Source organism: Streptomyces sp. NPDC025721 (genome assembly GCF_055558595.1).
Window position 1 is genome coordinate 256,540 of the sequence record NZ_JBVHMF010000004.1, and the last position, 12,593, is coordinate 269,132.

5 protein-coding genes and 2 riboswitches are annotated in these 12,593 nt (G+C 73.0%); of the genes, 1 reads left to right on the plus strand and 4 read right to left on the minus strand.

The annotated features are described in order from the left end of the window. Window positions 1-25: 25 nt before the first annotated feature. Window positions 26-3,727: a prenyltransferase/squalene oxidase repeat-containing protein gene (locus ACZ4EF_RS09170; RefSeq protein WP_467503603.1), complete on the minus strand. Its 3,702-nt coding sequence runs from the start codon at window positions 3,725-3,727 to the stop codon at window positions 26-28. 107 nt (window positions 3,728-3,834) lie between these two features. Then, a riboswitch (cobalamin riboswitch) is annotated at window positions 3,835-3,967 on the minus strand. Window positions 3,968-4,020: 53 nt separating this feature from the next. Further along, a riboswitch (cobalamin riboswitch) is annotated at window positions 4,021-4,173 on the plus strand. A gap of 100 nt (window positions 4,174-4,273) precedes the next feature. Between ACZ4EF_RS09170 and ACZ4EF_RS09175 the strand changes: the two genes are divergently transcribed. Continuing rightward, window positions 4,274-5,710, plus strand: a complete 1,437-nt coding sequence (locus ACZ4EF_RS09175) for a hypothetical protein (RefSeq protein WP_467503604.1) — start codon at window positions 4,274-4,276, stop codon at window positions 5,708-5,710. On the opposite strand, the gene ACZ4EF_RS09180 is transcribed toward ACZ4EF_RS09175, so the two are convergent. The 3 genes from ACZ4EF_RS09180 to ACZ4EF_RS09190 all read right to left on the minus strand — a co-directional run bounded on the left by ACZ4EF_RS09180 (window position 5,689) and on the right by ACZ4EF_RS09190 (window position 12,500). Further along, window positions 5,689-6,633 carry a cobalamin-binding protein gene (locus ACZ4EF_RS09180; protein WP_467503606.1) on the minus strand — a complete coding sequence of 315 codons (945 nt, stop codon included), beginning with the start codon at window positions 6,631-6,633 and terminating at the stop codon, window positions 5,689-5,691. The genes ACZ4EF_RS09175 and ACZ4EF_RS09180 overlap by 22 nt on opposite strands. A gap of 151 nt (window positions 6,634-6,784) precedes the next feature. Continuing rightward, window positions 6,785-10,345: a family 78 glycoside hydrolase catalytic domain gene (locus tag ACZ4EF_RS09185; RefSeq protein ID WP_467503608.1), complete on the minus strand. Its 3,561-nt coding sequence runs from the start codon at window positions 10,343-10,345 to the stop codon at window positions 6,785-6,787. A 511-nt stretch (window positions 10,346-10,856) separates the two neighbouring features. Beyond that, window positions 10,857-12,500: a TROVE domain-containing protein gene (locus ACZ4EF_RS09190; RefSeq protein ID WP_467503610.1), complete on the minus strand. Its 1,644-nt coding sequence runs from the start codon at window positions 12,498-12,500 to the stop codon at window positions 10,857-10,859. Between the last annotated feature and the right edge of the window lie 93 nt (window positions 12,501-12,593).

A 12,593-nucleotide genomic window follows, 5' to 3' on the forward strand; every position in this document is an offset into this window, starting at 1 on the left:
CCATGGGCCGGCCGAATGCCGTGGATCACTGGTGCCTCCCGCCCTGTTGTGCGGTGCGCCGCCGCCGTACGGTCAGCGCGCTGCCCAGGGCCAGCAGCAGCGCGGCGAGACCGGCCGCGGCGAGCACGCCGGTGCCGGTGGCGGCCAGCGAGCCGCCGCTGCCGCCGGAGTCCGTGCCGCCCGCGGAGCCGGACGAGCCGCCGGAGCCGGAAGAACCGGAAGAACCGCCGGTGGAGCCGCCGCCCGAGGGCGCGATGGGCGCGAGCGCGTGGGTGAGCGTGGTCAGCGGGGTGCCCGCGAGTGCCGGGACGGCCTGGGTGCTGGACCGCAGGTCGGAGTCGCCCGCCGCGGCGGTGATCCGGAAGCCGCCGTCCTTGTTCTGCGTGGTGCGCAGGAACTTCTGCCCGTCGCGGGCCTGTTGGGGCCGGATCTTGTCGGTGGCCAGCAGCGCCTGGACGGCGAGCGCGGTGGAGTTGCTGCTGACGCCCGCCGCGCCCTGGTAACCGCCGCTGGACTGCTGGGCCTTGACGAGATACGTACGCGCCTTGGTGACCGCGTCCGCGTGTCCCGGCACCAGGACGAGCGCCTGGAGCGCGTAGCCGGTGGTGTCCACGTCGGAGGCGCAGTCGGCGCCCGGCGCGTCCAGCGTGGAGGAGAAACCGCCGTCCGCGCACTGGAGTTGGAGCAGCCGGTCCACGGCGGCGGCGGGCGGGATCTGGCCCGCGCGGGCCAGGGCGAGGACGCCGAGGGACTGGGAGACCGTCGAGTACGCCTGGTCGAAGTCGCCGGGGGCGGTGCAGGAACCGTCCTCGGCGGCGGCCGTGCAGACGTGGCCGCTGAGCGTGCCGATCAGGTCGAAGCCGCCGAAGTGCCGCGGGTCCTGGCCCATGACCTGGGCGAGCACCGCGAGTTTGGCGGTGGCGCCGCTGTACGGGCCGGGGTAGGCGGAGGTGCCCGCCGGGTCGGCGTAGTCCGCGACGTGTCCCGCGAGGTAGCCGGTGACCTTGGTCAGCGTCGGGTCCTGGCCGCCGGTGGAGGCGAGCGCGAGGGCGAGGTCGGCGGTCAGACCGTAGTCGGGGCCGTAGGTGCTGGCCAGGTGGTCGCTGCCGTCGAGCTGCTCGACCAGGTACGCGGCCCCTGCGGCCGCCGCCTTCTGGTCCGCGAGGTCGCGCAGCAGGGTGCCGAAGGAGGTGCCGACCGCGCCGCCGACGGCCTGCGTGGAGGCGCGTACGTCGGACTGCTTCTGGTCGGTGTCGGAGGCGACCCGGAAGCCGCCGTCCGCGTTCTGCTGCGCGGCCAGGAACGCGCGCGCCTTGGCGATCTGCGCGCGGTACCCCGTGCCGCCCAGGGTGAGGCCCTGGACGGCGAGGGCGGCGGAGTTGACGGAGTCACCGGCCGCGCCCCGGAAGCCGCCGTCGCCGAGCTGCTTGCTCGCGATCCAGGCCGCGCCCTTGGCGACCGCCTTGGCCGCGGCGTCGCCGGGCACCAGGTCGAGGGCCATGATCGCCATCGCCGTGCTGTCCACGTCCTGGTCGCCGGCGGCCGGGATCAGGCTCGGCCAGGCGCCGCTGGAGTCCTGGAGGCTCTCCAGGTACGCGACCGGCCCGGCCGCCTTGGCGGTGTCACCCGCGCGCAGTTGGGCGATGACGCCGAGGGACTGGGAGAACACCGAGGTGGCGTAGGCGTAGTTGTTCCTGGCGGCGCAGCCGCCCGAGGTGTCGGCCGCGGCGCAGACGGTGGCGTCGAGCGCGGCGATCAGGTCGTGGCCGCCGAAGGCGCGCGGGTCGTTGCCGGTGACCTCGGCCGCGACGGCCTCCTTGGCGAGCGAGCCGCCCTGCGCGTAGGAGGTGCCGATCAGCGTCCAGTCGTCGATGCCGCGGCCGGAGCCGTCCTTGCCGTGCTGGAGGAAGTCGGTGATCCCGGCGAGGGTGTCGTCGGCGCCGCCGGTCGCGGCCAGCGCGAGCACGCCGTCGACGGTCAGGCCGAAGTCGGCGAAGCCGGTGTTCTGGCCCGCGCCGGACTCGTAGTAGTGGCCGTCCACGAGATTGCCGCGGTTGATGAGGTACGCGACGCCCTTGGCCAGGTCGGGGGTTGCCGCGGCCGGGGTGGTCGGTCCGGTCGTGGGCGGGGTGGTCGGCGGGGTCGTGGGCGGGGTCGTCGGCGCGGTGGTGGGGGGCGTCGTCGGCGGGCTCGTCGGGGTGTCGCCGTAGGTGAGGCTGCCGAGGTCGCTGGAGGTCACGGCGAGGACGGCGGCGGTCGAGGCGTACAGGTCCGGGTCGGTGCCGCCGGAGCCGTCGGAGGCGAAGCCGCCGCCGTCGGTCTGCCGGGCGGCGAGCCAGGAGCGGGCGGCGGCGGCGCGGTCGGTCTGCGCCAGTACGGTCAGCGCCTGGGCCGCGGAGGAGGTCGTACCGGTGTCGCCGGAGGACGCCCCCTCGTACGCGAGGTAACCGCCGTCGGCGGACTGCGTCTTGGTGAGGTACGCCCGCGCCTTGTCCAGCACGTCGCCGGTACCGGGCAGGTGCTTGAGGGCGACGACGGCGTCGGCGGTCGAACCGGGGTCGGACGTGCAGCGCTCGCCGGGCGAGAGCATCGAGCCGGAGAATCCGCCGTCGGCGCACTGCATCCCGGTGAGCCGGTCGACGGCGGGCCGCGGCACGGTGGCGCCGCCGCGGGCCAGCGCGAGCAGGGCGCGGGCCTGGGTGCCGGGCGAGAAAGCGCCGTGGAAGTCACCGGCCGCGGTGCAGTTGCCGAGGCTTCCGGCCGCCGCGCAGACGTTGTCCGTCAGGTCCTTGAGCAGGTCGTGGCCGCCGAAGGAGGTGGGGTCACCGCCCAGGATCTCGGTGAGCAGCGCCAGGTTGGCCGCCGCGGCCGGGCTCGGCACGGTGACCGTGGAGTCCGGGAGCAGGTAGTCGTCGGCGTGCGCCGTCAGAAAGGCGTCGATCGCGCGGATCGTGGCGTCGGGGCCGCCGGCCGCCGCGAGTGCGATGGCGGTGTTCGCGGTGGCGCCGAAGTCGGTGCCCCAGCCGTCGAAGACGTGGTCGCCGTCGGTGAGTTGCCTCGTCAGCCAGGTGGCCGCGGCCGCCGTGTCGGCCTGTCCGCCGGGACCGGTCGGGGGCGTGGTCGGCGGCGTCGTGGGCGGGGTGGTCGGCGGCGTGGTGGTGTCGTGGGCGCGGACGGAGTCCGGTGTGAACGAGGGACCGCCGGTGCCGCCGCCGATGTCGGTGGGGCCGAACACCCACGCCTCGACCTCGCCGTCCTGCGGGTGGTCGCCGAGCGCGCCGAGCGGGCTGTACGTCCAGGTGTCCTGTCCCGCGGGCGCGATCCAGAACGACCAGTACGCGTTCGCGGGCGGGGTCAGGACGCACGCCTCGTCGGCGGTTGTCGGGTACTGCGTGCCGCTGTCGAAGCCGTCGTTGCCGATCCGGCAGATGAAGCCGGGGCCGTCGTGCACGGTGCCGGTGGTGGTGAATCCGGCGTTGTGCAGCAGATTCATGCCCGTGGTGGGGTGCGCGTCGCAGCCGCGCAGCACCGGGCCGTTCCAGTGCCCGTAGTCCACCGCGACGATCGCCCCCGAGGTGGGTGTGCAGTCGCCGATCGGGTCCGCGCCCGCCGGGGTCGCCACCGAGACCAGTCCGGCCGTGAGGCTGCCGAAGGCCAGCGCCGCCGCGGTGAGCAGGACGACGATGCGCGGCCGTCTGTGACGGCGGCGCGGGACAAGACGAAGCACGGGTGGCCCCCCGGGTCGGCCGACGGGGAGGGCGGGCCGCGGAGGCGAGGCGGCCTGGCGGTTGACGCGGCCGTCCTGTCGTCCGTGCCGTAGTCCTCGACGGCGATCGTGACTTGCTGCTCAGCGCAGGTGATCCGGCTCGCCCGCCTCTCGGAGGGCCTACGGTTGCGGGTCAGCGCCGGACTTGGACCGGCTTCCCCTGGCTGCTGAATCGGAAATACGTTTCATAGCACCACGTCGGCGTGTGCCCCGTCAACGTGGCGGGCAGTTGCCTTCACCACTCCCCCGCGACCCTTACGTCACGCGCGTGCTGCGCTAGCCTCGGCTGGTCGCCGACTGGGGGAATCCGGTGAGAGTCCGGAGCTGACGCGCAACGGTAGGGGCCGCCTTTCGCGGTGGTCCGAGCCCGATCACCCGCTCGGAGACGCAGCACGTGCGGAAGCCTGACCACGCGTTCGGGCGGCGACCGCCTCGGCGCGGGCCGGTCGTGAGGACAGCCGTGTGCCGGGGCGCGAGGCGCCCCCTTCCAAGGAGAGTCCTCCACCCATGACCGTTCCTGTGACCGTGCCCTCCCGCACCGCCCGGCGCCGGGCACTCGCCGTCGCCGTACCGCTGGCGGCCGGAGCCCTGCTGTTCACCGCGACCGCGCCCGCGCGGGCGACCTCGACCCCGGCGCAGATCGCCACGTCCAAGGCGAACGGCGTCGCCTATCTGAAGTCGCTTCAGGCCGCCGACGGCTCGTACGCGGGCAGCGGTCTGTCCAACGAGTGGGCGTTCAGCGCCTTCGCCGCCGCGGGCACCGCGGCGGCCGACGTCTCTCCCGGCGGCGACACCACGAAGAACGCCAGGACCGTCTACCGGAATCTGCTGGCCACCGCCGCGTGGCCGTCCGCGTCGCCGGTGGTGACGGACTACGAGCGCGGCGCGCTCAACGCGTACGCGGCGGGCATCGATCCGGCCCGCGTCGGCACCGACCGCAATCTGATCGCGGACATCGCCTCGTACTGGCAGCCCGCCTCACCCGGCTACTTCGGGCCGCCCGCCAACTTCAACGGCACCGTCTTCGGGCTGCTGGCGCTGGCCGGGGCGAAGACGCAATCGGGCGGGCAGCGCGTGCCGCAGGCCCTGCTCGACGCGTCGGTGGCGGTCGTGCGCGCCAACGAGCACACCGACGGCGGCTGGAACTTCTCGAAGGCGGCGGGCGATCCGACGCAGCTCGGCGCCGCGAGCGACATCGACATGACCGGCGCGACCCTGGCGTCGCTGTGCTCGGCCGGGGTGCCCAACACCGACTCGGCCGTCGTCGCGGGCAAGAACTTCCTCAAGGGCAAACTCGTCAACGCCACCGGCGCCTTCACCTCGATGTTCGGCGCGAACACCGACTCCAACGGCTGGGCCGTCTCCGGCCTGAACGCCTGCGGATTCAACGCGCAGGGCACGGACTTCACCACCGCGGCGCGCAAGACGCCGGTCGACTTCCTGCTCGCCCAGCAGTTCGGTCCGGGCGGCGGCTTCCGCTACCTGCCCACCGACACGAGCCCGTCGGCGTACGCCTCGATCGACGCGGTCCGCGCGGTCGCGGGCGGCGGCTTCACCGCCACTCCCCCGGCCCCGGTCACTCCCGGCGCGCCCGCCTGGGCCGCCACCACCGACTTCACCAGCGGCTCCACCAGCAAGCTCGCGCTCGTCGTGGACAACGGCGGCGGTTCGCTGAAGGTGTGCTCGGTGCCGGTCGCGGCGACCGGTACGACCACGACGCTCGGTACGGTCCTGGACGCGGCGGCGTCGTCCGCGACGCCCGGCGGCTGCGTCACCGCCGTCACGCCCGCCACCGGCACGGGCCCGGTCACGGCGCTCAACGGCACCGTCAACTCCGGTACGGCGACGTGGAAGTCGAGCCTGGACGGCTCGGCGCCGATCGCCGCCTCGCGCGGCACGACCGTCCACCTCGGTGACACGGTCTATCTGCGGTACGGGAGCTGACCGGCTCCCGCCAGCGGGCGCGCTTCCGCGGCGGTGACCGGTTCCGCCGGTTCGACGCCGTGGAGCGCGTGGGCCAGGACTTCGGCGCCGCGCACGACGCGGGGTCCCGGCCGGTTGAAGTAGGCGGGGCCGTCCAGGACCCACACGCGCCCGTCGCGGACGGCGGGCAGTTCGGCCCATGAGGGGTGGCCGGTCAGCAGGCCGGCCTCCTTCAGGGTGCGCTCGGGCGGGAAGCCGCACGGCAGCAGCATGACCGCTTCCGGCGCGGCTTCCCGCAGCGCGGTCCACTCCATGGGCGCGGTGTGCTCGCCCGGTCGCGCGAGCAGGGGTTCGCCGCCCGCGCAGCGGATCTGTTCCGGAACCCAGTGCCCCGCGGGCCACAGCGGGTCCAGCCATTCGATGGCGGCCACCCGCGGCCGGGGGCGGCCCGCCACCCGCTCCCGTACCGCCGCCAGCCGCTCCTCCAGCTCCGCCGTCCTGCGGGCCGCGGCCTCGGGAACGCCCAGCACGTCACCGACCTGGCGCACGCAGGCGAGTACGTCGGGCAAGGTCTTCGGCTCCAGGCTGATCACGCGCGGTCCTTCGCCGTCCAGCACGCGTACGGAGTCGGTGACCGCGCCGTAGGAGACGGCGCAGACCTGGCAGAGGTCCTGGGTGAGGACCACGTCGGGCGCCAACTCGGCGAGCAGCGCGGCGTCCAGGGTGTAAAGGGACGAGCCCCGGTGCGCGGCGCCGCCGACGGCCTGCGAGATCTCCCGGCTGCTGAGCGCGTCCGGGTCGAATTCCGCGCCGGTCACCACCGGTACGTCGGCGACCACCTCCGGCGGCCAGTCGCACTCATGGGTACGGCCCACGAGGGCGTCGCCGAGGCCGAGTTCGACCACGATGTCGGTCGCGGCGGGGAGCAGGGAGACGATGCGCATACCGGGAACGGTAGCTGGGCGGCGGGCGGGAGCTCGCGCGGCCGAGGGGAAGCGGAGGACAAGGACAAGGCCGGGTGCCACGGGTTGATCGTGGCACCCGGCCTTGGTTCAGGGGGATTCAGCGGGGTTCAGGGTCTGCGGCGAGAGGCGTTCAGCCCCATGGCCCGTGTCCGGCGGAGCCCACGGTCAGCGGTCCGATCGCCAGGCTCGGCCGCCCGCTGGTGCCGTGCACCGCGCCTGCCGGGACCCGGACCGTCACCTCGCCGTTGCCGCGCGGGGTGACGGTGAACGTCCAGGTCGTGCCCGCCGCGCCGACGCCGTTGGCGGTGAGGCCGGTGACGGTGCCGTTGGACACCCGCAGGTCGGCGGCGGTCAGGCCGGTGACCTGCTGGTCGAGGGTGAGCGTCACCGGGATGGGCTTCCCGCGTGTCGCGCTCACCGCCGTGGTGGCCAGCGAGCCGGTGGGCGTGTCGCCGACCCGGTACGCGCCGCCGCACACGCCCGTCAGCAGCGGGTCAGCGGTCACGGCCCGGCTGCCTGAGGTGCTGAGCACATGGCAGCCGACGCCGACGCGCACCGCGAGCCGGCCGTCGTCCTGCCGGGTCGCGGTCCGCGCACGGCCGTCCACGTACACCGTCATGCCCCGGTATCCGTCGGTGACCGGCACGCTCACCGTGGCGACGGAGTTGCCCGGCACCGACACGCCGAGGTCGGTACGGTCGCCCACGCGGTGGAAGGACGCGCCGACCGTGCCCTTGACGGTCGGTGTCGTCACCGAGCCGTACGTCTGGTCGCCCGGCTGCGGACGCACGGTGAAGGTGTCGTAGCCCGGCGTGGACGGCGCGATGCCGTACATGTCGCGCGGGATGACGTACGAGGGGGCGGTGGCCCACGGGTGCGACCACGTCATGTTGCTCTTCTCGGCCGGGTCCCACGCCTCGCCGGTGGCGCCCGCGCCCAGGTCGATCATGTGCAGCCAACTGTTGGTGCCGTGCGAGGTGAGCAGGTCGAGCGCTTCCTGCGCGTGGCCCGCGTTGTACAGCCCCTGGAGCAGGAAGCCCGAGCAGTAGACGCTGCACGCCATGCCGCGCGAGGTGAGGTACGACGCGACCGCGTCGTACTGCTTCCGGCTCGCGGGGACGCCGAAGGCGGCGGGGAACGCGGTCGCCTGGACCGCGAAGTGCCCGGTCGGCTTCATGTCGGCGCTGAGCCCGTCGTCGTACGCGCCCTTGCCCGCGTTGTAGAACGCCGAGTTGAGGGTGGTGCGCAGCCGGTCGGCGATCACGGTGAAGTTCGCCGCGTCGGCGCTCTTGCCGAGGGAGGCGGCCAGGACCGCCATCTGCGAGAAGTTGCTGTACGACAGGGCGCCCAGGATGGTGTTCTTCGCGGCGAAGACATAGCCGTCACGGCTGCCCTCCGGCCAGTCCACGATGGCGTCCGACTGGTCGATGGTGCCGAGCGCCGCGTTGTAGTCCTTGCTGAGCAGCTTGGGCACGAGCGCGTCGTACATCCGCTTGACCTGGTCGGTGGAGCCGGTCTGCCGCCAGTTGTCGTAGACGGACGTGATCACGTAGAGCGGCCATTCCTGCGGCCAGGTGCGGTGGTTGGCGAAGTAGTCCATCGAGTAGACGCCGAGTGTCGGGTCGTCGCTGAGGTAGAGACTCGCCAACTGGTGGATGTAGTTGTCGGATTCGTACGGTCCGCGCTCGCGGGTCCAGGAGTCGACGTAGAAGTTCTGGTTGGTGGTCTCCACGGTGTTCTTGGCGAGCTGCCAGACCGAGACGAGGTCGGGGTCGGACGAGGTGAGCTGGGCGCCGCTCTCGTCGAACGGGTAGACCATGGCGAGGGCCTGGAGATTGTCGGCCGTGACGGGGACGGGCGAGTTGAGGACGTCGAGGTAGCGGAAGACGCGCATGCCCCAGGTGTCGACGCTCTGGGTGCCGCCGCGCAGGGTGACGACGTCCTGGTACTCGTTGCCCGCGCGCAGCTTGTAGCGCACGGTCGTCGGGTCGGACAGTTCCTCGCCGTAGCGGAGGGTGACCTTGCGTCCCGCCGTGCCGGGCAGCGTGAGGTGGACGCCGCCCTGCCAGGTCTGGCCGAAGTCGACGAGGTAGTTCCCGCTGCCCTTGTCGGTGATCTTCACGGGCCGCCTGAGCTGTTCCCGGACCTTGCCGAACGGGGTCGGCCGCAGGTCCGCGAACGCGGTCTTCGCGGTGGCGGCGGGCCACGCGGAGTCGTCGTACCCGTAGCGGCCGAAGCCGTCCGGGTAGCGGCTCATCGTGATGTCCTCCTGCGGCATGTTCCAGTAGCTGGTCCCGGTGGACTTCGCGGACGGCCAGATGTCCGCCCCTGACATGCTCCTCCAGCCGGGTCCAGTGCCGACCGTGCTCGTGCTGCCGTCGGTGTAGCGGATCACCAGATACGCCTGGAAACGCTGGTCCTTGGTGGTGTACGCGACCGCCGACAGCGCGTGCTCGCCGCCGGACCGCAGCGCGGCCGTCACGTCGAAGCCGTCGTAGCGGGTCTCCTTGTCCAGCGCCTCGGTGGGGCCGAGACCCACGAACCGGCCGTCGAGATACAGCTTGTAGACGTACTGCTTGGCCGCGTCGAAGGAGGAGCCGGTCGCGAAGACGGTGGCCCAGGCGACCTGCTTGGTCCGCTTCCCGCTCTTGTCGAGCGTGAAGTCGTGGCGCAGCAGCGCCCAGTCGTTGGTGGCGTGGGAGCTGAGGCAGTCCGTGCTGGTGCCCACGGCGAGCGCGCCGTTCTGCACGGTGCCGCACGGGAAGGGCGCGCCGGTCGCGCCGAAGTCGTTGGCGTAGAGGGTCTTTCCGCTGTCGGCCGCCGCCAGGCTGGTGACCGTGACGTCGTCCGCGGTGCCCGTCTCGGTGCCGCCGGTACGGAATCCGATGCCGCCCTCGGCGAAGGCGGTGTCGGTCCTGGTGTCGACGACCTTGCCGTCGAGGAAGGTGGTGAGCGTCGAGCCGACCGCCTCGATGCGGACGTCGTGCGTGGTGCCGACGGCGAGCGTGGTGTTCAGCGGTACGGGCGTGCCCGCGCGGAAGGTGCCGTTGGTCTCGACGTGCGGGACAAGGGTGTTGGGGTTGCTGGTGTCCGACGCCCTGAACTGCCACATGTAGCCGTTGCGGACGTCGGGCGAGCGGAACCTCACCCCGAGCGCGACCTTGGTCACGGTCAGCTTCACGTCGAGGCGGTAGTCGGTCCAGGTGTCGACGGCGGGCGGCGCGGACCAGATCGGCGCGCTCGTGCCCCAGGTGGCGCCGGGTCCGGTGCCGAAGGTCGCGGGGGCCGACCACGCGGTGGCCCTGCCGCGCTCGTCCCAGACCCGCACCGACCAGGAGTAGCGCTCGGCGGTGCGCAGGGCGGCGCCGCCGTACGGGATCGCGGTCGCGGCGGCCGTGGCGACCTTCGCGCTGTCCCACACGACCCGGCCGCGGCCCGACTCGCCCTCGGTGACGCGGAGTTCGTAGCCGGTCTGGCGGCCGACCCCGGACTGCCAGCCGAAGCCGACGGTGCCGGCGGGATCGACGTCCACGGGAGCGGACAGCGATCCGACCGTCAGGTGGGAGGGCGCGCCGCTGTTCCCCACACCTGCCTGCTGCCCCGGGCCCGGCGCGCCCGGCGGCGCGGCGCTCGCGGGTCCGGCCAGCGGCTGGACCAGGACCAGGGCCGCGAGGGCCGAGGCCGTGGCCAAGAGGGACACCAGTCTTCGACGCATCGTCACAGTCCGTCCACGGAAGGGGATTGAATCGTTTCACTTCATCTGCTAGTGACGTTACGGACGCGTGAACGGGTGTGTCAAGACTCCTGACGCCGGGGGCCGGTGGGCGTATGCGCCGGTCAAGGAGGCGGGGCACCGCGTGCTCGCGGGCGGGGGCTCGGGGTGCGGGGAATCGATTCAGTGGGGGTCGAATGGTCGTCGACGCCGAGGGGAGGGCCGCCCGGCGGCCTTCTTCGGCTCGGGTGGCCGTCGAAACCGCCGGGCCGGCCCGCCTTTGGCGCGCCTTCGGCTGTGTTCGTTCACGATCGAGTCGGTGCGCTGCCGGGCTCGGGCTTCGCCCGCCCGCTCGGGGTGCGGTGAGGCGGGGTCAGCGCAGCCCGCCCGGTCGGGGTGCGGTGAGGCGGAGTCAGCGCAGCCCGCCCGCTCGGGGTGCGGTGAGGCGGGGTCAGCGCAGCCCGCCCGCTCGGGGTGCGGTGAGGCGGGGTCAGCGCTCCCAGGGCCAGGACGCGGAGCGGCCGGACTCCAGGAGGGGGATCATGCCGAAGGCGTGGTCGGTGAGGCCGCCGAAGGTGTGGCGGTTGCCGGTGCCCGAGGGCATGGCGCCCGCCTTGTAGCCGGCCATGTTCCACATGTAGACCGGCACGTTCTTCGGGACGAGGGCGTCGATCTCCGTTTCGCGCATGCCGCCGTGGCCACTGGCGTTGGACGGGAACCAGCCGGGTCTGGTCTGCTCGTCGGTGACCACGACGATCCGGTCGTGGCCACGGAAGTGGGCCTTGACCGCCGACGGGATGTCGGTGCCGTCGATCCGGCCGAACTTCTCGATCAGGCGCAGGACACTGCCGCCCTTCGGCACGGCGACCGGCCTGCTGCGCATGCCGAACTCGACCAGGGTCGGGTCGGCGGCGCGTACCGCCAGGGCGGCGCCGAAGACCGCGGCCTGCTCGGCCAGGGTGATGTCCGAGCTGTTCGGCGTGGAGAAGCCGAAGCCGGGGAACATCGACGGCGAGCGGTCGACCAGGATCAGCGTGCGGCCGGGCAGCGCGGGCACGTTGGCGAGCGAGAGGTTCAGCGCCTTGTCCAGCGCGTGACCCCAGCGCAGCGATTCGACGTGCTTGTGGGCCGCCCAGAACCTGAACGGGAGCATGCGCGAGCGCGCCACCCGCTCCGGGTCGCAGATCGTGGCCGCGACCTGCGCCGCGGCCTCGTCGGACACCCCGGCGCGGTCGAAATTCCGCAGGTTGCGGACCAGCGCGAAGACACCCATCGACGGGATGACCGTCTCCCACGCGGCCTTGTCCATCGGGCCCTGGAGCCAGCCCGCCAGCGCTTCCCACGTCATGCCCGCTGCGGCGATACGGCTGTTGCCGTCGGGCCCGTCGGTCCGGTCACCGCCACCGCTCCCGAGGAGGCCGCGGCGGTTCCCGACCGGCACGGCCATCAGCTCGGCCCGGCCGCGGACGATCCGCAGCGCGGCCGGGATGTCGTCGCCGCGGCCGTGTCGCCGGTCGATGGCGTGCTTGAACAGGTCGCCCTGCCAGGGCTTGTCGGCGGCAGGCGAGGGATGGACGAGTTCGAGGACGTCACCGAAGCGGTAGCCCTTGGACTCGGTGTCGTACTTCAGCAACGACCGCTCGCTGTACAGGCGTTGTACGGCGCCGGCGACACCGCGCTTGACGGGCTTGGGAAGCCGGCGGCCGAACGTCGAGGTCCAGTAGGCGAGGAACTCGCCGGGCTCGTCGGGCCGTTGGAGCACCGAGTCGACGACCTGCCGGGAGTAGCCGGGCGCGTCGTTGCGCAGCCGCTCGGCGGTGAACTCCGCGGCGCCGACCAGCGCCGCCGTGCGCATGTTGCCGTCACCGCGCAGCCAGGCCAGGAGCGCGGCCGTCCACCGCGGGTCCTCGATCGCCAGTCGGCGGACCAGCCGCTGGTACCGGTCGTCGCGGTCGCCGCCCTTCTCGTAGAAGGTGTCGGTGCCCACGACGTTGGATATCGCGAGCAGGAAGAGCTCGGACCGCGGGTCGCGCAGGTGGCCGGAGCCGCCCTCCGCCGTCACGGTCCGCGCGCCGGACGTGGTCACGGGCGACGTGACCCGCGGCTTGACGCCGCGCTGATTGAAACGAGACATGGAAGAGTCCCCCCGCGTCGGAGGGGAAGCCCAGCGGGGCGGTGTCCGAGATCAGGGGTCGACGACGGGAACAATGCGCTCTGGGCCGCTGAG